25 protein-coding genes are annotated in these 25,842 nt (G+C 68.0%); 8 read left to right on the top strand and 17 right to left on the bottom strand.

All coding sequences use genetic code 11. The features are described from left to right. Window position 1: 1 nt before the first annotated feature. From leuD to ACLB1G_RS15315, 5 genes are all read right to left on the bottom strand, one after another. Window positions 2-649, bottom strand: a complete 648-nt coding sequence (gene leuD / locus ACLB1G_RS15335) for a 3-isopropylmalate dehydratase small subunit (protein WP_491628088.1) — start codon at window positions 647-649, stop codon at window positions 2-4. Window positions 650-703: 54 nt separating this feature from the next. Further along, window positions 704-835, bottom strand: coding sequence for an entericidin A/B family lipoprotein (locus ACLB1G_RS15330; RefSeq protein ID WP_491628087.1), 132 nt, complete (start codon window positions 833-835; stop codon window positions 704-706). A gap of 66 nt (window positions 836-901) precedes the next feature. Further along, a complete protein-coding gene (gene leuC / locus ACLB1G_RS15325; RefSeq protein ID WP_491628086.1) occupies window positions 902-2,305 on the bottom strand; it encodes a 3-isopropylmalate dehydratase large subunit in 1,404 nt (467 codons plus the stop codon). 225 nt (window positions 2,306-2,530) lie between these two features. After that, on the bottom strand, window positions 2,531-4,429 hold the full coding sequence (locus tag ACLB1G_RS15320) for a chemotaxis protein CheA (protein WP_491628085.1): 1,899 nt from the start codon (window positions 4,427-4,429) through the stop codon (window positions 2,531-2,533). After that, window positions 4,429-5,265, bottom strand: coding sequence for a protein phosphatase CheZ (locus tag ACLB1G_RS15315; protein WP_491628084.1), 837 nt, complete (start codon window positions 5,263-5,265; stop codon window positions 4,429-4,431). The genes ACLB1G_RS15320 and ACLB1G_RS15315 overlap by 1 nt, the downstream gene beginning before the upstream one ends. Before the next feature lie 402 nt (window positions 5,266-5,667). Here ACLB1G_RS15315 and ACLB1G_RS15310 point away from each other — a divergent pair, with 402 nt between their 5' ends. The 6 genes from ACLB1G_RS15310 (at window position 5,668) to ACLB1G_RS15285 (ending at window position 9,940) form a co-directional block, all read left to right on the top strand. Further along, window positions 5,668-6,135: a universal stress protein gene (locus tag ACLB1G_RS15310; RefSeq protein ID WP_491628083.1), complete on the top strand. Its 468-nt coding sequence runs from the start codon at window positions 5,668-5,670 to the stop codon at window positions 6,133-6,135. Continuing rightward, on the top strand, window positions 6,132-6,776 hold the full coding sequence (locus ACLB1G_RS15305; protein ID WP_491628082.1) for a response regulator: 645 nt from the start codon (window positions 6,132-6,134) through the stop codon (window positions 6,774-6,776). Before ACLB1G_RS15310 ends, ACLB1G_RS15305 begins: the two co-directional genes overlap by 4 nt. 266 nt (window positions 6,777-7,042) lie before the next feature. Next, a complete protein-coding gene (locus tag ACLB1G_RS15300) occupies window positions 7,043-7,831 on the top strand; it encodes a Crp/Fnr family transcriptional regulator (RefSeq protein WP_491628226.1) in 789 nt (262 codons plus the stop codon). 157 nt (window positions 7,832-7,988) lie between these two features. After that, on the top strand, window positions 7,989-8,183 hold the full coding sequence (gene hemP / locus ACLB1G_RS15295) for a hemin uptake protein HemP (RefSeq protein ID WP_491628081.1): 195 nt from the start codon (window positions 7,989-7,991) through the stop codon (window positions 8,181-8,183). Window positions 8,184-8,273: 90 nt separating this feature from the next. Beyond that, on the top strand, window positions 8,274-8,603 hold the full coding sequence (locus ACLB1G_RS15290; protein WP_491628080.1) for a hypothetical protein: 330 nt from the start codon (window positions 8,274-8,276) through the stop codon (window positions 8,601-8,603). 20 nt (window positions 8,604-8,623) lie between these two features. After that, a complete protein-coding gene (locus ACLB1G_RS15285; protein ID WP_491628079.1) occupies window positions 8,624-9,940 on the top strand; it encodes a DUF2325 domain-containing protein in 1,317 nt (438 codons plus the stop codon). Between the two features lie 208 nt (window positions 9,941-10,148). Here the strand turns inward: ACLB1G_RS15285 and ACLB1G_RS15280 are convergent, their stop codons facing one another. Genes ACLB1G_RS15280 through ACLB1G_RS15260 form a run of 5 tightly spaced genes read right to left on the bottom strand, consistent with a single transcriptional unit; the run spans window position 10,149 to window position 14,625 of the window. Further along, window positions 10,149-11,513: a sulfite reductase subunit alpha gene (locus tag ACLB1G_RS15280; protein WP_491628078.1), complete on the bottom strand. Its 1,365-nt coding sequence runs from the start codon at window positions 11,511-11,513 to the stop codon at window positions 10,149-10,151. Further along, window positions 11,510-12,535 carry an FAD:protein FMN transferase gene (locus ACLB1G_RS15275; protein WP_491628077.1) on the bottom strand — a complete coding sequence of 342 codons (1,026 nt, stop codon included), beginning with the start codon at window positions 12,533-12,535 and terminating at the stop codon, window positions 11,510-11,512. The genes ACLB1G_RS15280 and ACLB1G_RS15275 overlap by 4 nt, the downstream gene beginning before the upstream one ends. A gap of 20 nt (window positions 12,536-12,555) precedes the next feature. After that, window positions 12,556-13,422 carry a DUF4198 domain-containing protein gene (locus tag ACLB1G_RS15270; RefSeq protein ID WP_491628076.1) on the bottom strand — a complete coding sequence of 289 codons (867 nt, stop codon included), beginning with the start codon at window positions 13,420-13,422 and terminating at the stop codon, window positions 12,556-12,558. 17 nt (window positions 13,423-13,439) lie between these two features. After that, entirely contained in the window at window positions 13,440-13,958 is a 519-nt protein-coding gene (locus tag ACLB1G_RS15265) for a DUF2271 domain-containing protein (protein ID WP_491628075.1), read from the bottom strand. A 19-nt stretch (window positions 13,959-13,977) separates the two neighbouring features. Further along, the gene (locus ACLB1G_RS15260; RefSeq protein ID WP_491628074.1) at window positions 13,978-14,625 is read right to left on the bottom strand and encodes a PepSY-associated TM helix domain-containing protein; all 648 of its coding nucleotides are present in this window, start codon (window positions 14,623-14,625) and stop codon (window positions 13,978-13,980) included. A gap of 122 nt (window positions 14,626-14,747) precedes the next feature. On the opposite strand from ACLB1G_RS15260, the gene ACLB1G_RS15255 reads away from it, so the two are divergent. Next, window positions 14,748-15,266, top strand: a complete 519-nt coding sequence (locus ACLB1G_RS15255) for a pyridoxamine 5'-phosphate oxidase family protein (protein WP_491628073.1) — start codon at window positions 14,748-14,750, stop codon at window positions 15,264-15,266. Window positions 15,267-15,377: 111 nt separating this feature from the next. Here the strand turns inward: ACLB1G_RS15255 and ACLB1G_RS15250 are convergent, their stop codons facing one another. The 7 genes from ACLB1G_RS15250 to ACLB1G_RS15220 all read right to left on the bottom strand — a co-directional run bounded on the left by ACLB1G_RS15250 (window position 15,378) and on the right by ACLB1G_RS15220 (window position 24,815). Next, complete coding sequence (locus ACLB1G_RS15250) at window positions 15,378-15,692, bottom strand: KGG domain-containing protein (RefSeq protein ID WP_491628072.1); 315 nt, start codon at window positions 15,690-15,692, stop codon at window positions 15,378-15,380. A gap of 138 nt (window positions 15,693-15,830) precedes the next feature. Then, window positions 15,831-16,628, bottom strand: a complete 798-nt coding sequence (pdeM, locus tag ACLB1G_RS15245) for a ligase-associated DNA damage response endonuclease PdeM (RefSeq protein WP_491628071.1) — start codon at window positions 16,626-16,628, stop codon at window positions 15,831-15,833. Beyond that, window positions 16,625-19,111 (bottom strand): ligase-associated DNA damage response DEXH box helicase, encoded by a 2,487-nt coding sequence (locus ACLB1G_RS15240; protein WP_491628070.1) that lies wholly within the window; start codon window positions 19,109-19,111, stop codon window positions 16,625-16,627. Before ACLB1G_RS15240 ends, pdeM begins: the two co-directional genes overlap by 4 nt. After that, entirely contained in the window at window positions 19,108-20,751 is a 1,644-nt protein-coding gene (locus ACLB1G_RS15235) for an ATP-dependent DNA ligase (RefSeq protein ID WP_491628069.1), read from the bottom strand. Before ACLB1G_RS15235 ends, ACLB1G_RS15240 begins: the two co-directional genes overlap by 4 nt. Continuing rightward, the gene (locus ACLB1G_RS15230; protein WP_491628068.1) at window positions 20,744-21,934 is read right to left on the bottom strand and encodes a ligase-associated DNA damage response exonuclease; all 1,191 of its coding nucleotides are present in this window, start codon (window positions 21,932-21,934) and stop codon (window positions 20,744-20,746) included. The genes ACLB1G_RS15235 and ACLB1G_RS15230 overlap by 8 nt, the downstream gene beginning before the upstream one ends. A 74-nt stretch (window positions 21,935-22,008) precedes the next feature. Next, window positions 22,009-23,694, bottom strand: coding sequence for a RecQ family ATP-dependent DNA helicase (locus tag ACLB1G_RS15225; protein WP_491628067.1), 1,686 nt, complete (start codon window positions 23,692-23,694; stop codon window positions 22,009-22,011). Between the two features lie 140 nt (window positions 23,695-23,834). Next, the gene (locus ACLB1G_RS15220; RefSeq protein WP_491628066.1) at window positions 23,835-24,815 is read right to left on the bottom strand and encodes an aldo/keto reductase; all 981 of its coding nucleotides are present in this window, start codon (window positions 24,813-24,815) and stop codon (window positions 23,835-23,837) included. An 87-nt stretch (window positions 24,816-24,902) separates the two neighbouring features. On the opposite strand from ACLB1G_RS15220, the gene ACLB1G_RS15215 reads away from it, so the two are divergent. After that, window positions 24,903-25,781 (top strand): LysR family transcriptional regulator, encoded by an 879-nt coding sequence (locus ACLB1G_RS15215; RefSeq protein WP_491628065.1) that lies wholly within the window; start codon window positions 24,903-24,905, stop codon window positions 25,779-25,781. Window positions 25,782-25,842: the final 61 nt, after the last annotated feature.

The following is a 25,842-nucleotide window of genomic DNA, read 5'->3' as shown; positions in this document are numbered from 1 at the left end:
ATTAGATGACGTTAGCCAACCATGGTTGGTTCGCCAGATGGCGCTGTTCGAAGTCGCGGATAGCGTCGGCGTGGCGCAGGGTCAGGCCGATATCGTCCAGCCCGTTCATCAGGCAGTATTTGCGGAAGGCGTCGATCTCGAAGGGGTAGGAGACGCTGCCGTTGGCGGTGGATATGCGCTGCTGTTCAAGGTCCACCACCAGGCGGTAGCCGGGGAAGGCCTTGACTTCATTGAACAGATGGTCGATCTGCGATTCAGGCAATATGATGGGCAACAAGCCGCTCTTGAAGCAGTTGTTGAAGAAAATGTCGGCAAACGAGGACGCGATGATGGCGCGGAAGCCGTACTGGTCCAGGGCCCACGGGGCGTGCTCGCGCGAGGAGCCGCAGCCGAAGTTCTTGCGGGTCAGCAGGATGGAGGCGCCCCGGTAGCGCGGCTCGTTGAGCACGAAATCGGGGTTCAGGGGACGCTTGCTGTTGTCCATGCCCGGTTCGCCGTGGTCCAGGTAGCGCCACTCGTCGAACAGGTTGGGGCCGAAGCCGGTGCGGTGGATGGACTTCAGGAACTGCTTGGGGATGATGGCGTCGGTATCGACATTGGCGCGGTCCAGCGGCGCCACCAGGCCTTCATAAACGGTAAATTTTTCCATGATGCTCTATCTGAGGGATGGCGGCGGCGCCGGGCCGCGGCCATCGTATTCGTATCAATGGCCTGAGGCGCCCTGCACCGCCTGCCCCGCTTTTTGCATGTCCTTGCCCACGCCGGCGATGGTGTTGCAGCCGGTGGCAATGACAGCGAAGGTAGCGATGAGGGTCAGGGCGATGATCTTTTTCATGATGGTCTCTGGTTTCAGGGGTCAAAAAACGGGCGGCGCCTCGGCCGCTCTCATAATCGGTTCAGCTCAGCGCAGCGCGCGCACGTCCACGAAATGGCCGGCGATACCGGCCGCCGCCGCCATCGCGGGCGACACCAGGTGGGTGCGTCCGCCCTGGCCCTGGCGGCCCTCGAAGTTGCGGTTCGAGGTCGAGGCGCAGCGCTCGCCCGGTTCCAGGCGGTCGGCGTTCATGGCCAGGCACATGGAGCAGCCCGGTTCGCGCCACTCGAAGCCGGCGTCCTTGAAGATGCGGTCCAGGCCTTCGCGCTCGGCCTGCTCCTTGACCAGGCCGGAGCCCGGCACCACCATCGCCAGCTTGACATTGGAGGCGCGCTGCCTGCCGCGCACCACGGCGGCGGCGGCGCGCAAGTCCTCGATGCGCGAGTTGGTGCAGGAGCCGATGAACACCTTGTCGATGCGGATGTCCTCGATGGCCGTGTTGGGCTTGAGGTTCATGTAGACCAGGGCCTTTTCCATGGCGTCGCGCTTGACGCTGTCGCGTTCCTGGTCGGGATCGGGGACGCGGCCGTCGATGGACGTGACCATCTCGGGCGAGGTGCCCCAGGTCACCTGCGGCTTGATCTGGGCCGCGTCCAGGGTCACCACCAGGTCGAATTTCGCGCCCGGGTCGGAATGCAGGGTGCGCCAGTAGGCCACCGCCTGCTCCCATTGCGGACCGACCGGGGAATAGGGGCGGCCCTTGACATACTCGATGGTGATGTCGTCCACGCCGATGATACCGGCGCGGGCGCCCGCCTCGATGGCCATGTTACAGACCGTCATGCGGCCTTCCATGGACAGGGCGCGGATGGTGGAGCCGCCGAATTCGATACAGTAGCCGGTGCCGCCGGCCGTGCCTATCTTGCCGATCACGGCCAGCACGATGTCCTTGGCGGTCACGCCGGCCGGCAGCGCGCCATCGACCTGGACCAGCATGGCCTTGGATTTTTTCTGCAGCAGGGTCTGGGTGGCCAGCACGTGCTCGACTTCCGAGGTGCCGATGCCGTGCGCCAGCGCGCCGAAGGCGCCGTGGGTGGAGGTGTGCGAGTCGCCGCACACCACCGTCATGCCGGGCAGGGTGGCGCCCTGCTCGGGACCGATCACGTGCACGATGCCCTGGCGCTTGTCGTTCATGTTGAAATAGGTCAGGCCATAGGACTTGGCGTTCTTGTCCAGGGTTTCGACCTGCAGCCGCGAGACCGGGTCGGCGATGCCTTGGGTACGGTCGGTGGTGGGCACGTTGTGGTCGGCCACGGCCAGGTTGGCCGACAGGCGCCACGGCTGGCGATTGGCCGCGCGCAGGCCGTCGAAGGCTTGCGGGCTGGTGACTTCGTGCACCAGGTGGCGGTCGATGTAGAGGATGGTGGTGCCGTCATCCTCGGCCTTCACCACATGGGATTCCCAGAGTTTGTCGTAAAGCGTCTTGATCATGATATGTGCAGTACTGCTACAGCCTGTGTGAGTGATCCACTTTTATTATGCCATATTGTGCAATGCAATAGCAGACACCCCCTCCCGCCTCATGAGCCGATGCGGTTCCGCGCCTTGCCGCCACGTGTATGACCCGAAATTGGTAAAACAATATAAAACAATACAACAATAAAAAAAGCCTGCGGGTTGCGCAGGCCTTGGTGTTCTTGCCGGGCTTTGCTTGCGCTAGGCCGCCATGCGTACACTGCTCCTGCTGCCGTCCATGAGGAACGATAGGCCGACCACCAGCACCAGCTCGCCCTCTGCAGAGCGGGCCGTGCCGGTAATGCCCTCGACCGCGATGGCGGTCATGGGCTTGATCACCAGGTCGGCGGTGCCGTCCACGGCTTCCACCGCCAGGATGTAGGGCTGTGGTGCGCCCACAACAATACCCACCTTCTCGCGGCAAGCCTCGTAGCCCAGCGCGCCCGCCAGCGAGCGTACCGGCAGCGGACGGCCCTGGTCCTTGAGGACCGGGGCGCCGCCCACTTCCATGAACACTTCCGGCAGCTCGACCACGCGCTGCACCACGGCCATGGGCAGGGCCAGGGCCGCGCCCGAGGTCGACACCAGCATGGTCGGCACGATGGACAGCTCGATCGGCAGGCGGATGGAGAACTTGGTGCCCTTGCCCAGTTCGGATTCGATCTGGATGGCGCCGCGGTTTTTCTCCACGGCGGTCTTCACCACGTCCATGCCGACCCCGCGCCCGGACACGCTGGACGCCACTTCCTTGGTCGAAAAACCCGGTAAGAATACCAGCTGCAGGCACTCGTCGGTGGATAACTGCGCCGATTCCGAGATCAGCCCCTTTTCCTGCGCCTTCTGGCGCAGGCGCACCGGGTCCATGCCCTTGCCGTCATCCTGCAGCACGATCATGACGCTGTTGGCTTCCTGCCAGGCCTTGAGCTGGATGAAGGACTTGATGGGCTTGCCGGCCTTGGCGCGCTCTTCCGGCGTTTCCACGCCATGGTCCAGCGAATTGCGCAGCATGTGCACCAGCGGGTCGTACAGCGAATCGACCACCACGCGGTCGACCTCGGTCTCCGCGCCTTCGATGTTCAGTTCGACTTCCTTGCCCAGGTCCTTGGCCAGCTCGCGCACCAGGCGCGGGAATTTCTGGAACAAGCGGCCGACCGGCTGCATGCGGGTGGCCAGGGTGGCGCGCTGCAGTTCGGTCGAGTAGCGCGAGGCGCGCTCCAGGGTTTCCGACAGGGTCGCCATCAGGGTCTGGGCCTGGCCCTCGAACTTGAACTGCATCAGGCGTTCCAGCAGCACGGCGGCCTGGTTGGCGGCCTGCACCGACTCGCCGGCCACTTCCAGCAGGGCGTCCAGCTTGACGGCGTCGATACGGATGCTCTCTTCCTTGGCGGGCGGAGTGTGCGGGCGGGCTTCCTCGCGTTTTTCGGCGCTCTCGCGGCGGGCCGGGGCCGGAGCGGGCGCGGCTGCGGCGGCTGCGGCCACGTCGGCCAGGGTGGCGGGGGCCGGCGCTGCAGCGGCCGGCGCCGGGCTGGGCACGGCGGCGATGGCGGGACGGGTATAGCTGCCGGCCGGCATCACGGCTTCGTACATGCCTTCCCAATCCAGGCCGCCGGCCGCGGTGGCGGCGGGGGCCGGAGCCACGGCAGGCGCGGCGGCCACGGGCGCCGGCGTCGGAGCGGCGGCGGGCGCAGGCGCAGCGGCCGGCTTGGCGGCGCCCTGCTTGCCCTCGATAGCGTCGGTCAGGATGGCTTCCAGGTCGCCCGGCATGGCCGGCAGGCTGTCCGGCTCGGCGCCGTTGTTCAGCTCGTTGAGCTGGTCGGCCACGAAGCTGGACGCCTGCAGCGCGGCGTCGATCGCCAGCGGCGTCACCGGGGCAGTGCCGTTGCGCAGGGCGTCAAACAGGTTTTCCGTCAGGTGGCAGGCGGCCACCAGCGCGGGCAAGCCCATGAAGCCGGCCCCGCCCTTGATGGTGTGGAAGGAGCGGAACACCGCGTTCAGGGTTTCCTTGTTGTCGGGGTCGCGTTCGAGGCGCAACAGGTGCTCCTCGACATTGACCGCCAGATCCATCGCCTCGACGACGAAGTCCTTCAGCATATCGTCCATTAGAACCCCAGATCGGCAAGAAGGTCATCGACGCTATCCTGGCTCAGGGCCGCCGTGGGCACGGACGGGCCCTGCATCAGGGGCGCTTCTTTCTGCGCCAGCTTCTCGCGCACGGCCGAGGGCGCATTGTCGCGCAGCAGCTGGGCCAGTTCCGATTCCACGGTCTTGGTGATGGCCACCACCTTCTTGATCAGCTGGCCGGTGATGTCCTGGAAGTCCTGCGCCATCATGATTTCCAGCAGGCGCGCCTTTTCAGCCTCGGTGGCTTCGGACACGGCAATGGCGAAGGCTTGCGAATCGCCCGCCAGCTTCTTGAATTCCTCCAGGCTGAGCTTGCCCGCGAACAGGTCGGCCCAGCGGTTTTCCATGTCCTTGGACTGCTTGGACAGCACGTCCTGGGCCGGCATGCCGTCGTCCAGGGTGTTGAGCACCTTGTTGGCGGCCTGCTCGGTCAGCGAAGCCACGTATTCCAGCCGGTCCTGGGCGTCGACGATTTGCGAGGAAGCCTCGGTCAAAGCCTTGTCGTAGCCCAGTTCGCGCAGCGAGTCGTGCAACAGGCGCACGATACCGCCCAGGCGTTCGAACATGGCCTTGCCTTCGCCTTCGCCTTCGCCGCCGCTTTCCTCGGTGATAGCCGGCGCGGGCGCGGGCGCCGCTACCGGCGCGGGCGCGGGAGCCGGTGCGGCGGCGCTGGCGGCCACCTGCTCGAACAGGCTTTCCAGGTCATCCTCCGCGGCGGCGGGCGCCGGTGCAGGCGCTGGAGCGGGCGCGGCCGTCTTGCTCTGCGCAGACACTTCCTCAAATAATGCGTCGAAATCATCAGCGGCGTTGGTCATAATCCGTGCTTCTCCATGTTTGTAAAATTGCTGCCCTGCACCGGTGCCCACCACCCCGGGGTGATGACTTCCGGCAATATATTCCGCTTACGCGAGTGTAGCAGGGCCTCGCCCGGTTGTTCAATCTCCGCGACGGGAAAGGTGCACACCGCCCCTGCCAGAGGGCCGGCGCCACGCGATACTGTTGTATTTGCAGATACTAACATCGCTTCCCCTGCCAAAGTGCGGCGTCCGCCACAAAAGTAGTGCTTTGGTGCAAAAAAACGCCGTCCAAAGTACGGACTGGACATCGCCGGACAGGGAAATTCGCAGTGCGATTGATAAATATCAAGTGTTTCCATACCAGCAATAATGCAAATCCGGACTACAATGGAGCGAGGCCACGTCCGCGAGGAGACCGTCATGTACCGCAAGATCCTGATCACCACCGACGGCTCGGCCGTCTCCAGCAAGACCGCCTGCGCCGGGGTCGCCTTTGCCCAGCAGATGGGCGCCGAGGTGCTGGCCCTGTTTGTCGCGCCAGGCTACCAGTACCCGATTTACGTGGAAATCATCCCGCCCAGCTATCCCAGCGAGAAGGAATACACGGCCGCCATGCGCCGCGCCGGCCAGGAGCATACACAGGACATCATCGAATCCTGCGCCCGCCGCGGCGTGCCGTGCGAGGCCCTGACCACTTTCGCCGACAGCACCGCGGCCGAGATCGTCAAGGTGGCCGCGGAGCACGGCTGCGACCTGATTTTCATGGGTTCCCACGGACGCAGCGGCTGGGGCCAGCTGTTGCTGGGCAGCGTCACCAGCAAGGTGCTGCAGCACGCCCGCATCCCGGTGCTGGTGCACCGCCTGATCCAGGAGCCCAGCCCCCCATGATACGCATAGTCATCGCCGACGATCACACCATCATGCGCGAAGGCCTCAAGCGCATCCTCGACGGCGCGCCCGACATCGACATCGTGGGCGAGGCCATCGACGGCTTCGAGGTGCTGAGCCACGTGCGCAACGGCGGTTTCGACCTGCTGCTGCTGGACCTGTCCATGCCCGGCCGCAGCGGGGTCGACCTGATCCGCCAGGTCAGGAGCGAGGCGCCCAAGCTGGCCATCCTCATCCTCACCATGCACGAGGAGGAGCAGTACGCCGTGCGCGCCATCCGCGCCGGGGCCCAGGGCTACCTGACCAAGGAAAGCGCCGGCACCCAGCTGGTGGGCGCGATCCGCAAGGTGGCCTCGGGCCGGCCCTACATCAGCACCGAGGTGGCGGAGCAGCTGGCCCTGAACATCATGATGCCCAACGAGAGCCTGCTGCACAAGCAGCTGTCGGACCGCGAGTTCGAAGTGTTTTCGCTGCTGGTGGCAGGCAAGTCCATCACGGAAATCGCCAACAGCCTGCACCTGAGCGTCAAGACCGTCAGCACCCACAAGACCCGCATCATGCAGAAGATGGGCATGGGATCGCTGTCCGAAATGGTCCAGTATGCCGTGGCGCACCGCCTGCTGTCCCCTTTCAAGAACTGATTCCGGCCCCACCCCTAGGAAGAATCCTACACGAGCAAGCTGGCTCCTAGGGCATATTCAGCCATTGCTGATATCTATCTCCCCCCCTAGTTGGCATACTGAAACCATGCATGGCGAATAACTGTCATGGAGCAACATCAATCCAGGCCACGCCGACGCTGTACCGTCCGCTTCTTCCTACCGATATGCCAGACCCACAGGAGCCCTATATGCTGTCCAACCAACTGACCGAACTCCGGCCCGGCACTTCGGTGCAGTCCTCCTCGATGGAAGCCGGACGCCAGCGGCAAGGACGGCTCTGGTCCAACCTGAAGGAAGTGTGCGACCTGCTGCACATCCCGGCGATCTCCATCGGCGGTGAGGAACTGTTGTTCCAGCACGTGCAGTTCAAGACCGGGCAGCGCATCCACACCATAGGCCAGCCGTTCGACACGCTCTACGTGGTCAACTCCGGCTTCCTCAAGACCGTGCTCATCGACGAATACGGCAACGAGCAGGTGCTGAGCTTTCCCATGAAGGGCGACATGCTGGGCGTGGACGGCATCCACACCCGGCATTACTCGTCGGAAGCGGTGGCGCTCTCGGACTGCGACCTGATACTGCTGCCATTCAAGAAGCTGGCCGCCCTCGGGCGCACCCACCTGGAAATGGAAAACATGATGTACGGCGTGATGAGCCGGGAGCTGGTGCGGGAGCAGGCCATGATAGGCATGCTGGGCGCACTGAGCGCCGAAGCCCGCGTGGCGCGTTTCCTGATCTCCCTGGCCGAACGCTTCGCCCAGATGGGCTATTCCAGCAAGCTGTTCAACCTGCGCATGACGCGCCACGAAATCGGCAGCTACCTGGGCCTGACCCTGGAAACCGTCAGCCGCACCTTGTCGGCCTTTAACGAAATCGGCCTGATCAGTGTGGACCAGCGCACCATAGGCATCAAGGATGCCGAGGCGCTCAAGACCCTGCGCCGCCTGCCGCCCTCGCGCACGCGCGGCAAGCAGCCAGGCGCCAAGGGCAAGGGCGGCGAAAGCGCCGCCGCCCAGCTGCTGGCGACCCTATAAGTTCCGTGTACCACCCTTTACGCCCGGCCGTGCGCCGGGCTTTTTTTTATGTCCGGCGCACGGCGCACGCATCGCACACGCTTCAAATAGCGCTTGCAATTCCTGCCAGCTTGCAGAATAATGGAAATGCGAATCATTCTTATTTAAGGAGCCACCGATGCCTACCTACGCCACTGCCGCACCCGCCCTCCCCGCCCGCGTTCCGGTCTCCGCCGCAGTGCCGGCTGCCCCGGTACAGCGTATCAACAGCGCCGCGCTGATGGAGGGCAGGCGCGAGCTCGAAATCGAGCACAGCGGAAAGATCTACCGCCTGCGCGTCACCCAACTGAACAAGCTCATCCTCACCGCCTGAGCCGGGCGGCCCCTGCGGGCCGCCGCGCCAGCCAACCGCTCCTCCCCTTGCGGCCAGCCAGCCAAACCCCATCGTCCCAAGGAGCGTTTGATGGCCATAGACCGCAGCAATCCCATATTCCTCGCCCCGCAAACGGGCGGTCCCAATCCTGAACTGATGGTGTCGGCCGTGCTGCACCTGATGTCGCACTACAGCACCAGCGACGACAGCGGCGGCTGCGTCAAGCTGGCCTCGGTGATCGAGCGCCACCTGAAGGCGCTGGCCGAGTTGCCCGAACTGGCGCCGGTATTGCGCGCCACCTGCCAGCAACTGTCCGAGCAATGGGCCAGCCTGGTCGAACGCCGGCTGCCCTGCCCCGACAAGGCCAATTTCCTCACCCGTATCATGGCGCGCGCCCGTACCGCGCCCGCGCCGCTCTGAAGCAAACCGGAGTTTCCCCCATGTGCGAAAAACACGATCCGCTAGCCGCGCTGGCCCATGGCGCCGCCGTGGCGGCCATGGCGGCCGCCCAGCGCCCGCAGCCAGCCCTCAAGACGCCCGGCTCGCAGCCAATCAAACCCGTCGTCAACAAGGTCCACAACGTGCCGGAACAGGCCGACGCCAAGGCCGGGACGCATACCTCGCGCCGCCGGCGCCTGTGGGAACTAAGCCATGCCTGCCACTGCCCGCTGGTCGGCGTCGGATTTCCACTAGGCGTGCTGCGCAAGCTGGTGGACAAGGCCGTGGCCCAGAACCGGGGCGGCGGCGCCGTGCTGGCCGACGACTATGAAGTGCACGTGGGCGCCGTGACCGAATGCGGCGCCCGTAACCGCTTGTCGGAAGCGCTGCAGAAGGAACTGGAACGCCGCTACGCGCCTGTGGTGCAGCGCTTCCGCGCCGCCAGGACCACGGCCGAGGTGGGCGAACTGTGGCGTGCCGCCGTGGCGGCCGGCGACGTGGCCGGCGCCTTCTGGGCCGGCCTGACCCATCCGCGCTGTGGGCCCGAGCTGGAAGAGCAGATGTGCCGCGACCTCCACATGGTGCAGCACCAGGCCGGCGCCTGCGTGCGCGCGGACCTGAACAAGTTCAACGCCACCCTGGCAGAGAATACCCGCCTGGCGCGCGAACTGGCCCGGGCCCAGGCCCGCGCCGCCGCCCTGCAGGTGGAAAAGACCGCCGACACCGAGCGCCACGCGGTCCAGCTGATGCAGCTGCGCGCCCAGCTGGTGGGCAAGGATTCAATGATCGACTCCCTTCGCATCGAGCTGGACCAGCTGCGCGAGTCCATCCCGGGACTGGAAACGCGCACCCGCCTGGCCGAGCGCCTGGCCCGCATGGAGGAGCGCGAACGCGCCCTGCGCAACCAGATCAATGAGCTGAAGGCAGACGCGGCGCGCGCCGCCGCCGAGGCCCCGGCGCAGGCCGAACCGGCGCCGCCGGTGGTGGAACATGTGGTACGCATGCCGGTGCGCCTGACCGACCAGGCGGTGCTGTGCGTGGGCGGACGCAGCGGCAACGTGGCCACCTACCGTGAGCTGATCGAGAAGGTGGGAGCCCAGTTCGCCCACCACGATGGCGGCCTGGAAGACAACGCCAACCGCCTGGAAGCCAGCCTGGCGGCGGCCGACCTGGTGATCTGCCAGACCGGCTGCATCAGCCACAGCGCCTACTGGCGCGTGAAGGACTACTGCAAGCGCAACGGCAAGCGCTGCGTCTTTGTGGACAACCCCAGCATCAGCAGCCTTCAGCGCGGGCTGGAACAGGCTGTGACCGAGTAAGGCCGCGGGCCCGCACACCCATTGGAGGCTGCCGCCAGCGCGGCGCGGTGCGCCGCTGCTGCGCACGCGGCAGCCCATGCCGAGCCTCCCGCGCGCCGGCCCGCTTAGAACCTGTTTCAAAATGAGCAGGGCTAGGCACGGCGACGAAGACAGTGCGCCTGCACGGCTAGGAGCCGTAACGACGCCATGGTCATTTTAAAACGGGTTCTTAGTACACATCCCTGCGGTAGCGCCCTTCGGCCGCCAGCGCATCCAGCGCCGCGCGCCCCAGCGCCTGCTCCAGCGCGTCATCCACGCCGCCGGCCATGCCGTCCAGCGAGCCGCACACATAGATGGCCGCGCCCCGCTGCACCCAGGTCTTCACGTCGGCAGCCTGCTGCTGCAGGCGGTCCTGCACGTACACACGTTCGGCCTGGTCGCGCGAGAACACCATGTCCAGCCGCTCCAGCATGCCGGCGGCCTGCCAGCCGTCGAGCTCCGCCTTGTAGTGGTAGTCGTGGGCCGCGTTGCGCTCACCGAACAACAGCCAGTTGCGGCCCTGGCCGGCCAGCGCGCGCGCCTTCAGGTGACCGCGCAGGCCGGCGATACCGCTGCCGTTGCCGACCAGGATCAGCGGCCGCGCCACGTTATACTCCAGGCGGAAGCGGCGGTGCGCGCGCAGGCGCAGCTGCACCATATCGCCCACGGCGGCCTGCTGCGTGAGCCAGCCCGAGGCCACGCCATGGCTGCCATCCGGGTGCCGGTGCAGGCGCACCAGCAGGTGCACGCGGCCGTCGGCATGGATGGAGGCGATCGAGTATTCGCGCGGCCGGTCCGGATCGGCGGGCGCGGCCACCTGCACCAGGTCGCCCGACTCCCACGTCGGCAATGCGCCGCCCCGGGGGGCCAGCTCCAGGTGGTACAGCGGCGCGCCCGAGCTGCCCGGGTTGAGCAGCATGCGCTCGACCAGCATCCACTGTTCGAACGCCGGTGCGCTCCAGTCGGGAGCGTCGCTGGTGCCGGCCAGGTGGCTCAGCTGCTGGCGCCACTGCGCGATGGCGGCCGCGCTGCTGCGGTCCACTTCGATGCGCGGGAACAGGGTTTGCGCGCCCTGCGCCTGCAGCCACTGGTCCAGGGCGCGGCCAAAGCCGCAAAACCGGGTGTAGCTGCTGTCGCCCAGCGCCAGCACCGCGTAGTGCAGGCGCGGCAGCGGCAGCCCGATGTCCATCAGGCGGCCGGCAAAGGCGGCCGCCGCATCGGGCGCATCGCCCTCGCCATAGGTGGACACCACAAACAGGATGCGTTCGGCCTGCGCCAGGTCGTCGGCGCCCAGCTCGGACAGTTCACACAGCCGCGCCGGGATGCCGGCCAGCTTCAGCGTGGCGGCGGTCTGCCCGGCCAGTTCCTCGGCATTGCCGGTCTGGCTGGCATGGGCCACGATCCAGCCGGGCGAGGCGGCTGCCTCGGCCCTGGCCTGGCGCGCGGCCCGCTGCTTGCGGCGCACCCGCAGGTAAGGCGCCAGGCAGACCAGCGCATAGCTGGCCGCCAGCGCGGCCGCCAGCGCCAGGCGGGTGGGGTCATGGGTCCAGATCATTCGTCGTTCAACATGCTGCGGAAATGGGGGCTCATGGATTCGGTATAAGCAGTTTCAGTGCGCACCACGAAGCGCACCGCCAGGCCGAGGCGTTCGGCCAGTGCCAGCCCGGCCTGCGGGCCCAGAACATACAGCGCCGTCGACCACGCGTCGGCCGCCATGCAGTGCGGATGCACCACGGTGACCGAGGCAAGCCGGTTGTCCACCGGCCGGCCGCTGCGCGGATCGATGGTGTGCGCGTAGCGCCGGCCCCCATGCAGGAAGTAGCGCCGGTAGTCGCCGGAGGTGGCCACCGAGAGGCCGTGCAGCGCGAGGACAATCTCGTCGGGCACGGCGCCGGCCCTGTCCTCATGGGGCGGCTGCTCCAGCATCACCCACCAGGGCTGGCCGTCCGGCTTGACGCCGGCGCCGCGCAATTCACCGCCCACCTCCACCAGGAAGTGCGCAATGCCCTGCGACTTGAGGTAATACGCGAGGCGGTCCACGCCATAGCCCTTGGCCACGGCGGAAAGGTCTAGCTGCACGCCGCCCGGCTGCAGGGCGCGCCGGCTGGCCGGGTCCACCGCCACGCGCCGCAGCGCCAGTTCGGCGCACGCCGCCGCCACCTGCCCGGCGCCGGGCGGAACGAAATCCGGCTGGCCATGGCGCCCGTGCGGGCCGAAGCCCCACAGGTTGACCAGGCTGCCGGCGCAGGGATCGTAGGCGCCGCCGGAATCGCGGGCCACGGACAGGGCGAACGACAGCACGTCGTAGAAAGCCGGCGGCAGCTGCTGCCAGCTGCCGGCCGGGGCGCGGTTGTAGCGCCCCAGGTCGGAATCCGCTTCCCAATGGCTCATCTCGGCCACCACGGCATCGAGCTGCGCCTGCAGGCCGGCCTGCAAGTCCACGCCGGCCGGCAGGGAAGATGCAGCCAGGCGCACCGACCAGCTGGTGCCCATGGTGAGCCCGCGCAAGTCGTGGATGGCCGCGCCCTGCGGCGCCGGGTCTGCTGAAATGGAATGTGGCAGGAGTACCCGGCGCATAAGCTGGCGTTAACCCCGCATTACTGCGGCAGCACTTCCACGATGCCGGAATAGGTGACGCGCAGCGCGGGCATGTTCATGCCGCCGCCCGGACCGCCGGCGCCGGGACCACCCTGCCCGCCCCCCTGGCCGCCTTCGCCACGCTGGATGTTGGGCCAGCTGGAGCTGACCAGATAGGCGCCGGCAGCGGGCGCCTCGAACGTGATCTCGCCCTTGGCGTCGGTGGTCTTGCGGATTTCGCCCAGGGTGCCGCGATAGCGTACGCCGCCCGGGATCAGGCTGAAGGCCTGGTTGGCGGCCGGTTTGCCGTCCAGCAGGAAGCGCCAGGTGACTTTCTCGCCCGCGCGCAGTTCGTTCGGATGGGTGACCGGCACCAGCTCCAGGCCCTTGCCGGTCGGCTTGAAGACGGCGAAGTCCGGCGTGCCGGTGCTGACGAAGGTCTCCAGGCGGCTGACGGTGCGGCTGATCCTGACCTCGGTGGCGTCGGCCGGCACGTCCTTGGCAAGGGTTTCCTCGGTGCCGCGGAAGCGCCGCATCTCGCCACCCTTGTCCTTGTAGCTGCCCATCACGTTCTGCTGCACCAGGCTGATTTTGTAGGTGCCGGGCTTAGGCAGCTTGAGATCGAAGGTGGTGCGCAGCTTGCCGGTGCTGACGTTTTCCAGCGGCAGCCTGGCGCCGTCCGGACCGACGGCGGTGACCGCATCCACTTTCAACGGCATGTGGTCGATGTCGAACAGGCCTTCGGAAATGGCGGCGTCGAAGGTGACCCAGGCTTCCTTGCCTTCCACTTCGGTGGACGAAGGCAGTATCCAGGGACGGTGGGCCTGGGCGCTCAGCGACAGGCCGGCCAGCGCCAGCGCGGCCAGGGTTTGATTCAGTTTCAGCATCTCTATCCCCTATCCGGTTATGGTTTGACCTGGACCGTGACGGCGCCCAGTTCTTCCTTGCCCTGGCCGCTGTAGCCTTGCGCCGATTTCGGCGGCCATTGCAGCGGCACCTTCACCACTTCGCGCCCGCCCGCTTCGCGCGCGGCTTCCACCACCACCGTGTACTGGCCGGGCGGCAGCTTGTCCAGCGCGGCCTTGCCTGCGCCGGCGGCGGCCAGGGTGTGCTCGCCCGGGGCCTTGGTGGCGCCGGAGACGCCGTCCAGCGGGATCTCCAGCTCGCGGCCGGTCTTGCGCCACCACTGGCGCATGTCCTTCAGCCACTTGGTGCCGGCGTTGTCGCGCTTCTTGGTGTCGTACAGGACGGCCAGGTTGGCCACCACCTTCTGGTCCGCGTTTTCCAGCCAGGCCGCGATGTAGGGGCGGTGGTACTCGGCCACGTTCAGTTGCGGCACTTCCAGCTTGAGGGCGAGATCGGCAGCCATGGCGGAGGCGCTGGCCAGGGGCAGGCTGAGCGCGATGGAATAGCGTAATTTCATGGTGTTCCTGTCGGTAGGTTTAATGGATGAACAGCAGTGCGATAACACAGGGAATCAGGATGCCGAGTCCGACCATGGGCCAGGTGAACGGCCGGTTATTGGCGTGGAATTTCAGGATCAGCAGGCCGGTGATGCAGAACACCAGGCAGGCGGCGGCGAAGATGTCGATGAACCAGTTCCAGGCCGCGCCCGTGTTGCGGCCCTTGTGGACGTCGTTCAGCCAGGATACCCAGCCGCGGTCGGTGTTCTCGTACTCCACCGCGCCGTCCTCCAGCGCTATGCGGACCCAGGCGTCGCCGCCGGCCTTGGGCATGGCCAGGTAGATTTCGTCGGGCGCCCATTCGGCCACGCGGCCGCCGGCCTGCACCTTCCAGGTGGCGTCCAGCCACTGCTCGGCGGCGGGCGGCAGCGGTTCCCTGGCGCCGTCGTGGGCTTCGGCATAGGCGCGCAGCTGGGCCGCCAGCGGCGCCGGCAGCGTGGCCTGCTTGCGGGTGATGGTGGGCTTGGCTTCGATCTGGGAAGCGTGGTTGAGGGTGATGCCGGTGATGGCGAACAAAAACATGCCCAGCAGGCACAGCGCGGAGCTGACCCAGTGCCATTGGTGCAGATGCTTGAGCCAGACGGCCCGGCTGGCGTTGCGCGGCGGCGCAGCGTGTTGAACGCTCACAAAGGTTCCCTCGAATAATTCAAGGAATAAATGATAATGATTATCATTTGCGGCGTCAATTGCTTGTTTGTAGCGTTATGTTTCGTACAGAAGCATCCGGGCAAAGATTATATGGTGGCAGCATGACGAATCTGAAGGAGGACGCCGTGCCGCTGTACACCCAGGACCAGATCCAGGCCATCACGTCCAGGATCAAACACGTCAAGTTCGGCATGCTGACCACGCAGGATAGCAGCGCCACGCTGACCAGCCGTCCGCTCCCCTGCCAGCAAGTCGACAACCAGGGCAATATGTGGTTCCTGATTGCCGACGACGCCGAATTCGTGCTGGACCTGCACGAGCATCCGGGCGTGAACATCAGTTTTGCCGATCCCACCCACCAGCTGTACCTGTCGGTGGCGGGACAGGCCTACACCTTGCGCGATCCGGCCAGGGCCAGGGAGCTGTGGAATCCGCTGGCGCGCGGCTGGTTCAGCGGGCCGGACGACCCGCGTTTGCTGCTGCTGCGGGTGCGCATCGAATCGGCCGAGTACTGGGACGCCACCACCAGCCGCATGACGCAGCTGTTCGCCATGGCCAAGGCGGCTTTCACCGGGACCCGGTCTGGCGCCATGGCGCGCCACACCACCATCTGCCTCTAGTGTGTCCGAACCAGGCCCGGGGCTACCTGCCTGGCCGGGCCTTGCCTTGTGCGGTCACGCTAGCCCAGCGCAGGTCCGCCCGGGCCACGCCTGGCCCGGCCTGACCGCCGTTCAGGAATTGCCTGAGCCGCCGCCGGAGCGCGAACCGGCGCCGCCGTTCTGGCGGTTGCCATCGTTCTTGTGGCTCATGGCGCCGGCGCGGCGCGCCTCCTCCGAGGTGAATTCATGCGCCCTGCCCTTCTCGTGGGCGGCGCGGCCGCCCAGCGCCGCGATGGCGCGCTGCTGCTCCGGGTCCATGGCAGCGAAGCCGCGCTTGCTGGCGCCGCCGCCTTGCTTGCTGCCCTGGTTGGTGCTCTGATTGCTGCCCTGATTGCCGCCCTGATTGCCGCCCTGATTGCCCCCTTGCTTGTTACCTTGGTTAGCCACGCTTGCCTCCTGTCGTTGATTGCGGGATTGCCCTGCCGTGCGCCAGGGAGCAGCCATGGTAGTGCAGCGCTTAGACAGCGGATATAGGACACTGCTAGCAAGACCTGTAGGAAGCTTCCGGTGACTGGTAGCTCAGCCTTACCAAGTCTCAGGCACCGCCAGCACCGCATCGCCGGTGCTGACCCAGATTTTCTCTCCCGGCTGCGGCGCCAGCGCGTGACCGCCGGTAAAGGCGCCAAACGAGGGCAGCACGGCCCGCGCCTGCCCCAGCACGAAACATGGCAGCGTCAAACGCTCCCAGCCCGCGCGCAGCCGGCACACCGGATGCACGTGGCCGGCCAGCACATAGGCCGGCGCCGCCAGGTCGGGATGGTGGCAGAAGGCGAACGGCGCCAGCAGCCAGGGCTCGTCCACCATCTCCACGCCCAGGCTGGCGGGAGGATCGCCGGCGCGCAGGTCGTGGTTGCCGCGCACCACGGTCAGGCGCAGCTGCGGGTGGCGCCTGCGCCAGTCCTCGATGGTGGCCAGGGTGGCCGGCGTGCGCGCCGTCCTTGCGTGCAGGAAGTCGCCCAGGAACACGATGTGATCGGCTTCCCATTGCGCCAGCAGCAGGTCCAGCGCAGCCAGGTTGGCGGCCGTGGTGCCGCCCGGGACCGGCACCCCCAGGGCGCGGAAGGCGGCTGCCTTGCCGAAATGGATGTCGGCCACCACCAGCATGCTTCGGCGCGGCCAGTACAGCGCCTTCTGCGGCAGCAGCATCACGGCCTCGCCGGCCAGCGTGACGCAGGCCGCTACGCCGGCGCCGCCCGGCGCGCCATGGCCTGCTCCCGCTACACCATTGCCGCCGCCTGCCGCGCCGCCGGGTGCGCCGTTACCAGATGCCGCGCCCATGCCACCGCCCGGCGCGCCGTTGCCGCCACTGGCACCGCCGCTCATGGCCCGGCCGCCTTTTCCAGCGCGCCCAGCATGCGCGCCACCCGTTCGGACAGCTTCTCGGTGCTGAGCTTTTCGCGCAGCCGCTCCACCATCAGCGCGAAGCCGAACGGGGTGGCGCGCGCGGTGGCGTGGAAGCTGACGCGGCGCGCCTGCAGCTGTTCCAGCGTGGCGCGCAGGCGGCCCAGTTCCAGTTCCTGCTCCAGCACCTCGCGCTGGGCCTGGTTCAGCAACAGGTTGCCGGCATCGTGCTTGCGGAACACCTCAAAGAACAGGGCCGACGAGGCCTGCAGCTGGCGCGCGCTTTTCTGCTGGCCCGGGTAGCCGGACGAGATCAGCCCGGCAATGCGGGCGATCTCCCGGAAGCGGCGCTGCGACAGCTCGCTGGCGTTCAGGCTGTCCAGCACATCCTCCAGCAGCTGCTGCGTGTCGAACAGGGCGATGCGGCCCTGCGCGTCGGGCCGGAACACGGCGGCCCAGTCCAGCGCCTGCGGCGCCAGCAGCTCGAATCCGTAATCGTTGACGGCAATCGAGAACGAAGCCGGCGCCGCGCGCGCCACCCGCCAGGCCAGCAGCGCCGCCAGCCCCACGTGCACGGCGCGCCCGGCAAACGGATACATGAACAGGTGATGGCCTTCGCGGCTGCTCATGCTCTCCACCACCGTAACCTCCTCGGTGGGCAGCGAGGACCAGCGCTGCTGTATCTCCAGCAGCGGCCGGATGGCCTGCATTTCCGGGCCGGCGTAATGGCCATCGGCAGCCTGGCGCAGCTGCTCCAGCACGGCGCGCGCCAGTTCCGACGACAGCGGCATGCGCCCGCCGTTCCAGCGCGGCACGGCGCCCTTGTTGCCGCTGGCCCGCTTCACATAGGCCGTCATCTCGTGCATGCGCACGAATTCCAGGATGCGGCCAGCGAACAGGAAGTGTTCGCCCGCCTTCAGGCGCGAGATGAACGATTCCTCCACGCTGCCCAGGCGCCCGCCGCTCATGTACTTGACCTGCACCGAGGCGTCCGAAACGATGGTGCCTATGCCCAGGCGGTGGCGGCGCGCGATGCCGGCGTCCGGCACCCGATACACGCCCTCCTCGTCCGGCAGCACGCGCCGGTATTCGGGATAGACCGCTAGGGTCTGGCCGCCGCGCGCCACGAAATCCAGCGCCCACTGCCACTCGCCGGGCGTCAGGGCGCGATAGGACCAGGCGCTGCGCACCTCGTCATACATGTCCTGCGAGCGGAAGCCGCCGCCCAGGGCCATGGTCACCAGGTGCTGGACCAGCACGTCCAGCGGCTTGTCCGGCGCCAGGCGCGCCTCCACGCGGCGCTCGGCGGCGGCCTGCCTGGCGGCGGCCGCCTCCAGCAGCTCCAGGCTGTGGGTGGGCACCAGCGTCAAGCGCGAGACCCGGCCCGGCGCGTGGCCGCTGCGCCCGGCGCGCTGCAGCAGCCGGCCTACGCCCTTGGCGCTGCCGACCTGCAGCACCCGCTCCACCGGCAGGAAATCCACCCCCAGGTCCAGGCTGGACGTGCAGACCACGGCCTTCAGCTTGCCCTCCTTCAGGCCCAGCTCGACCCACTCGCGCACTTCCTTGTCCAGCGAACCGTGGTGCAGGGCGATCAGGCCGGCCCAGTCGGGGCGCGCGTCCAGCAGGTTCTGGTACCACAGTTCGGCCTGGGAACGGGTGTTGGCAAACACCAGGGTGGTGGCGCTCTGTTCGATCTCGGCCACCACCGGCGCCAGCATCTGCAGGCCCAGGTGGCCGCCCCAGGGAAAACGCGAGGGATGGTCGGGAATCAGGGTGTCGATGCGGATGTCCTTGCCGGACGGCGCCTGCACCAGCGCGCCATCGGGCGCCAGCACCTCCATGGCCTGCTGCAGGTTGCCCAGGGTGGCGGACAAGCCCCACACCACCAGCGCCGGATTCCAGCGCCGCAGGCGCGCCAGCGCGAGCTGGGTCTGCACCCCGCGCTTGTTGCCCATCAGCTCATGCCATTCATCGACGATCACCATGTCCAGCTGGGCGAACCGGCTGCGGGCGTCGGCCTTGCTCAGCATGAGCGTCAGGCTTTCCGGGGTGGTGACCAGGGCTTCGGGCAGCTGCTTGTCCTGGCGCGCGCGCTGGGCCGAGCCGGTGTCGCCGGTGCGGATCTCGACCTGCCAGGGCGCCTGGCCGGGCAGCGCCAGCCCGGCTGCGCCCTGCTGCAGGGCGCGCAGGGTGTCGGCCGCCAGCGCACGCATGGGCGTCAGCCACAGCACCCGCAACCCAGCGCGCTGGCCGGCGCGTGCGGCAGGCCTTCCGGCGGCCCGCTGCAGGGCGCCGAACCAGACCGCATAGGTCTTGCCGGAGCCGGTGCCGGCGTGCAGCAGGCCGGAGCGGCCCTCGCGCACCGCCTGCCACACCTCGCGCTGGAAGCCGAACACGCTCCAGCCGCGCAGCGCGAACCAGTCCTCCGTGCGGCGCAGCGCATCGGGCTCGCGGCTGGCGCTCATGGCGTGGGCGGAAGCAGGTTTTTCAGCGCATCCAGGGTGTCGGCTTCCTCTATGGTCTTGTCCTCGCGCCGCCGCAGGATGCGCGGGAAGCGCACCGCGATGCCGGACTTGTGGCGCGGCGACGGGGCGATGGCCTCGAAGCCGATCTCGAACACCATGCTGGGCGTGACGCTGCGCACCGGCCCGAACTTCTCGATGGTGGTCTTGCGGATGGCCTGGTCGACCTGCGCGATTTCGGCGTCGGTCAGGCCGGAATAGGCCTTGGCGAAGGGCACCAGCTTGCGCCCGCCGCCGTCATCCTCCCACACGGCGAAGGTGTAGTCGGTGTACAGCGAGGCGCGGCGGCCATGCCCGGCCTGGGCGTAGATCAGCACCGCGTCCACGCTGTAGGGATCGATCTTCCACTTCCACCAAGTGCCCACATCCTTGGTGCGGCCCACGCCGTAGCGCGCATCGCGCGCCTTGAGCATCATGCCCTCCACGCCGCGCTCGCGCGACTCGTTGCGGATGCGCGCCAGGTCCTGCCAGCTGCCGGCCTGCACCAGCGGCGACAGGCGCAGCTGCGGCACGCCGCGCTGCGCCACCATCATGGCGTGGAACTGCTCCAGCAGGCGGCGCCGCTCGTGCTGCGGTTCGCCGCGCAGGTCGCGCCCATCCAGTTCCAGCAGGTCGTAGGCCACCAGCACCACGGGGAATTCGCCCAGCAGCCGGGCCGACACGGTCTTGCGGCCCATGCGCTTCTGCAGGTCGGCAAACGGGGCCGGCACGGCGCCGGCGCGCCACACCAGCAGCTCGCCATCGATCACCACGCCGTCCGGCAGAGTCAGCGCGGCCAGTTCAGGAAAGCGCCCGGTCACCAGGTCCTCGCCGCGCGACCACAGCCATACCTGGCCGCCACGGCTGACCAGTTGGGCGCGCATGCCGTCGTACTTCCATTCCACCTGCCAGTCGGCCAGCTGGCCCAGCGCCTGGGCCGGGTCCTGCGTCAGCGCATGCGCCAGGAAGAAGGGATAGGGCTGGCCGCCGCGCAGGGCGTGCTCGTTGTCGGTGGCGGGCGCCAGCAGCTGCAGGTAGCCGGCCGCCGTCGGGCTGACGCTGCCGTCTGTCCAGCCCATCAAACGCTGGGCGATCAGCTTGGAGTCCAGTCCGGCCACGTTGCTGAGGGCGCGCGTGACCAGCAGGCGCGAGACACCGACCCGCATGCCGCCGCCTATCAGCTTGGTCAGGAGGAAGCGTTCGCGCGTCTCCAGCTGGTCCCAGTACAGGAACAGGGCGGTGCGGATGGCTTCCGGCGCGGCGCCGCGCAATGGCGCGATGCCCAGCTCTATCCAGTCGGCCAGGCCGCTGTCGCTGCGCTGGGTGGGTGCCGGCAGGATGTAGGCGATGGTCTCGGCCAGGTCGCCGACGGCGTGGTAGCACTCATCGAACAGCCAGTCGTCCAGGCCGGAAAATTCGATGGCGTACTGGCGCAGCAGCTTGACCGGCACCGCCTGGCGCGGCTTGCCGCCGGCCAGGAAGTACACGGCCCAGGCGGCGTCCTGCGGCGCGGCCTGGCGGAAGTATTCCTGCAGCGCGGCCAGCTTGCGGTTGGTGGCCGTGGTTTCGTCCAGCTCCGCGTACAGGCGGGCGAAGTCACGCATGCTCGCCTCCTGCGGCGGCGTTGCGGGCCTGGCGCTCCTCGGCCGCCGCCTCGGCGGCCAGGGCGCGCGCCACATCGTAGGGCTCGCGCCCGCTCCGCTCGCGCCCGTTCTGCTCGCGGGCGTTCGGCTCCGGCGCGGCGCCTTCCTGCGCGGCGCCTTCCTGCGCCGGCGATTCCTGCGCCGATTCACTGGACTCGTCGTCGCCATATTCGGTCTCGAAACCGCTGGCCTGCAGGCCCTGCTGCTGCAGCCAGCGCACCATGACCGCCACCGCGCCGTGGGTGACGATCACGCGCTGGGCGCCGGTGGCGGCAATGGCGCTCATCAGCCCGGGCCAGTCGGCATGGTCGGACAGCACGAAGCCGCGGTCCACGCCACGCCGGCGGCGCGCGCCGCGCAGCTGCATCCAGCCGCTGGCAAAGGCGTCGCTGTAGTCGCCGAAGCGGCGTATCCAGGGCGAGCCGGCCGCCGAGGGCGGCGCGATCACCATGGCCTGCGCCAGCGCGGCCTTGTCCACCTGCTGCACCATGGCGGTGGGCGGCAACGCCACGCCGCTGTCGCGGTAGACCTGGTTGAGCGCCTCCGGCGCGCCGTGGCAGACGATGGGACCGATGGAAGGATCGAGGCCGCTCAGGATGCGCTGCGCCTTGCCGAAGGCGTAGCACAGCATGATGCTGGCGCGGCCCTGGTCGGCGTTGGCGCGCCACCAGCGGTTGATGTCGTCGAAAATCTCCTGCTGCGGCTGCCAGCGGTAGATCGGCAGGCCGAAGGTGGATTCGGTGATGAAGGTGTGGCAGCGCACCGGCTCGAACGGCGCGCAGGTGGCGTCCGCCTCGACCTTGTAGTCGCCTGAGGCCACCCACACCTCGCCCTGGTATTCCATGCGGACCTGGGCCGAGCCGAGCACGTGGCCGGCCGGATGCAGCGACACCGTCACCCCATTGTGGCGCACCGTTTCGCCATACTCCAGGCCCTGCACGCTGACCTGGCCGAGCCGCGACTCCAGCACCCGCACGCCGGCGCTGGCGGTCAGGTAGTGCCGGTGGCCGTAGCGCGCATGGTCGCCGTGGCCGTGGGTAATGACCGCGCGCTCCACCGGCCGCCACGGATCGATGTAGAACTGGCCCGGCACGCAGTACAGGCCTTCCTTGCGGACTACCACCATGTCGGACGGATTGGGCATAGCGCTAAACGTGTGGTCATGGACGAGGCTACATTGTAGAGCCCTGCGGCGCCGCGCTGTGTCACTTACCGCACTCAGATGGGCTGGACGAACTCCGCCATGAAGGTCTTGGCGCTGTTTTCCGGGAATTCGATGGTGATGCGGTCGCCCGCCACCGACAGCACGGTGCCGATGTCGAAGCGCGGCACCTTGACCTGGCTGCCGACCGTGATAGGCGCCGGCTCGCTGGCCTGCGCTGCCTGCGCCACGTCCTCCGCCGTCTCGATGATGGTGGGCGGGGCCTGGCAGTTGTCGCAGCAGCCGCAGTGTTCGAAGCCGGGCCGCAGGTCGTGGAAGTACTCCAGCAGCAGCTTCCAGCGGCAATAGCCGCTCTGCGCATAGGCTACCATCTGCTCCAGCGCCTCGCGGTCGCGCTCCTGCTTGTCGCCATAGACCTGGGCCAGCTCGGCGTAGCGGGACGCCTTGGGCTCCTCGCCCGGCGCCAGCAAATAGGCCAGCTTGCGGTTGCGCTTGAGGAGCTTGGCGTCCTTGAGCATCTTCAGGCAGATCTTCAGCTGGCTGTCGGCCATGCCGCCGATGTGCGCCTTCAGGTCGGCGGCCGTGAATTCGCCGCGCTCCTTGCCCAGCGCGCGGGCCGCGTCGTACACGGCGCGCAGCTCGTCCTCTCCCGGATAGTGCTTCCCGAGGAAGAACTGCTGCACGCGCTTGTCGCCGTGGAAGTACAGCAGCGTGCAGGTGGCGTCCAGGCCGTCGCGTCCGGCGCGGCCCGACTCCTGGTAGTACGCCTCCAGGTTGGCCGGCACCTGCAGGTGGATGACGAAGCGGGTGTCGCTCTTGTCTATGCCCATGCCGAAAGCGTTGGTGGCCACCATCACGCGCTTCTCGCCGCTCATGAAAGCGTTCTGGCTCTCGGTGCGGCGGGCGGCCGGCAGCTTGCCGTGGTACAGCGCCACGCTCTCGCCGGCGTTCTCCAGCACCTGGTACATTTCCTCGGCAGCCTTGACGGTGGCGGCGTAGACGATGCCCACACCCTCCGTCTCGCGCACCAGCTGCAGGGCGCTCATCATCTTTTCATCCGGGTTGGTGACCTGCTTGACCCGGTAGTGCAGGTTGGGCCGGTAGATGCCGGTGTTGATCACGGCAAGCTTGCGCGTGCCCAGCTGCCGCGCGATATCGTCTATCACTTCATCCGTGGCGGTGGCGGTCAGCGCCAGCAGCGGCGGGCGGCCCAGGGCGTCCAGCGCGGCGCCGATTTCCAGGTAGGCCGGGCGGAAGTCGTGGCCCCATTGCGAGATGCAGTGGGCCTCGTCCACCACCAGCAGGCTGATTTCCATGGTTTTCAGCAGGGCCAGGAAGTCCGGATGGACCAGGCGCTCCGGCGTGCAGAAGATCAGGTCGGTGCTGTGGCGCTGTATGCTGTCCAGCGCCTCGCGCTCTTCCTCGCGCTTGAGGCTGCTGTTCAGCTGGGCCGCGCTGTCGTAGCCGGCTTCCTCCAGCTTTTCCAGCTGGTCCTTCATCAGCGCGATCAGCGGCGACACCACGATGGTGGCGCCGGGCAGCAGCGCGGCCGGCACCTGGTAGCACAGCGACTTGCCGCTCCCGGTAGGCATGACGGCCAGCGTGTCGCGGCCGGACAGCACGCTGTCGATCACGCGGCGCTGGCCGTCACGCAGTTCCTCCACGCCGAACATGGTGCGCAGCACCTGTTTGATCTTGCGGCCGTGCTGCAGGGCAGTCTGGGTTTGCTTGCTGGTAGCCATGGCGTATCCATTTTCTCTGGTCAGGGGAAGGCAGCGCGCCTCACCGGACGCGCCGCACCATGCCCACGAGATTAGCCCTGCGGCCGCAGCCGCGCCATAGGACAGCGCCTACACTTGACGTAGGAGGGCATCGTAATTCGCTATGCATCCAGTCCTTGCATGCCTTCCGTGCTGTAGCGCTCGCCTGCTGCGGCGCCAGGCGGCAGCAGTGCGCTGATGTGCGCGACCTCAGACGGACTCAGCGCTATGGCCTGCGCGCCCAGGTTCTCCAGCAGGTAGGGCACGCGCTTGGTGCCGGGGATAGGGACGACGTCCTGGCCCTGGGCCAGCAGCCAGGCCAGGGCCAGCTGCGCCGGCGTACAGCCGCGCTCGGCAGCGAGGGCGCGCACGGCGCCGGCCAGGCGCTGGTTGCGGGCCAGGTTGGCGGCGTCGAAGCGTGGATTGAAACTGCGGAAGTCGCCGGCGCCGAAGCGCGTGGCGGCATCCACCGCGCCGGTAAGGAAGCCCCGGCCCAGCGGGCTGTAGGCAACGAACAGCGCGCCCAGTTCGCGCACGGCGGCCAGCACTTCGCGCTCCGGATCGCGCGTCCACAGCGAATATTCGCTTTGCACGGCGGCCACCGGATGCACGGCCGCCGCCTTGCGCAGGGTGCCAGCCGACACTTCGCACAAGCCGATGCCGCCTATCTTGCCCTGCTCCTTCAGGCGCGCCAGGGCGCCCATGCTGTCCTCCAGCGGCGTGTCCGCCAGGTTCAGGCGGTGCATGTAGTACAGGTCGATGTGCTCCACGCCCAGGCGGCGCAGCGAGGCTTCCACCGCCTGCGCAATGTAGGCCGGGCTGTTGTCTATGCGGCGTGCATAGCTGCCCGGCGCGCGCACCAGGCCGAACTTGGTGGCGATGCGGACCTGGCCGCGCTTGCCACGCAGGAAGCGGCCCAGCAGTTCCTCATTGTGGCCGTGGCCGTAGGAATCGGCGGTGTCGTAGAACGTCACGCCCTGCCCGAACGCCGTCTCCAGCGTGTGCAGCGATTGCGCATCGTCGGTGGCGCCATAGAATTCGGACATGCCCATGCAGCCCAGTCCCATGCGGACGCTCACGCTGGTATTTTTGCGGGTGTTCATTGCGGTTCTCCTTTGGGGTGATGGCCGCAGTGTGCCTCCGGGCGGAGCCGGATGGAATGAGCAAAAACGTGATACCTTTGCGGTATCATGCGCGCCCTCGACACCCGCTCCCTGCAGATCTTCGCCGCCGTGGCCAATTGCCTGAGCTTCCGCCAGGCCGCCGAGCAGCTGCACCTGACCCAGCCGCCGCTCAGCCGCGCCGTGCGCCAGCTGGAGCAGCGCCTGGGCGTGGCCCTGTTCGAGCGCGACACCCAGCACGTGGCGCTGACGCCGGCCGGCGCCGAACTGCTGCCCCAGGCCCTGCACATCCTGGCGCTGCTGGACCAGGCCGAGGCCGGACTGCGGCGCCGCCGGCAGGCGCCACGCCTGCGCCTGGGCCTGACCACCTCGGTCGATCCCGGCCTGTACCGCGCTTTCACCGCCGCCCTGCCGCAGGCGCAAACACAGTTCGCGACATCGCCCCGGCTGGTGGCCGCGCTGCGCGCGCACCGCCTGGACGCCGCCGTGATCGCCCTGCCCTGCCGCAGCCACGAGCTGCGCGTGCTGCCGCTGGTGCAGCAGCCGCTGATGGTGGCGTTGTCCAGCCGCCACGTGCTGGCGCGGCGGCGCCTCCTGTCGCTGGCCGACCTGGTCGGCGAGTCCGTGTACTGGTTCGAACGGGCCCGCCAGCCCGCCTATTTCGACCACTGCCACGCCGTGTTCCGCCGCCACGGCTGGACACCTATCTTCCTGCGCGAGCCGCTGGACCACCACGTGCTGCTGGGGGACGTCGCGGCTGGCGCCGGAATCGCCCTGCTGCCGGCCTCCTTCGCCGCCCTGCGCCGCAACGGCCTGGCCTACCGCAAGCTGGCCGAGGGCGGGGAACTGGCCCTCACCCTGGGGCTGGCGGTGGCGGAAGGCTACCCGGCGGCGCGCCTGCGCGAGCTGGCCCGGCTGGCCGAACAGGCGTTGGGGACGCCGTCCTGACAGGCCGTCCTGACAGGCCGTGCGCCGACGCGCTACCATAGCGGATTGGCGCACCCGCGCG

This window comes from Duganella kummerowiae, from assembly GCF_053572355.1.
The sequence above is the reverse complement of the archived record's forward strand: the minus strand, read 5'-3'. Positions and strand labels throughout refer to the sequence as shown.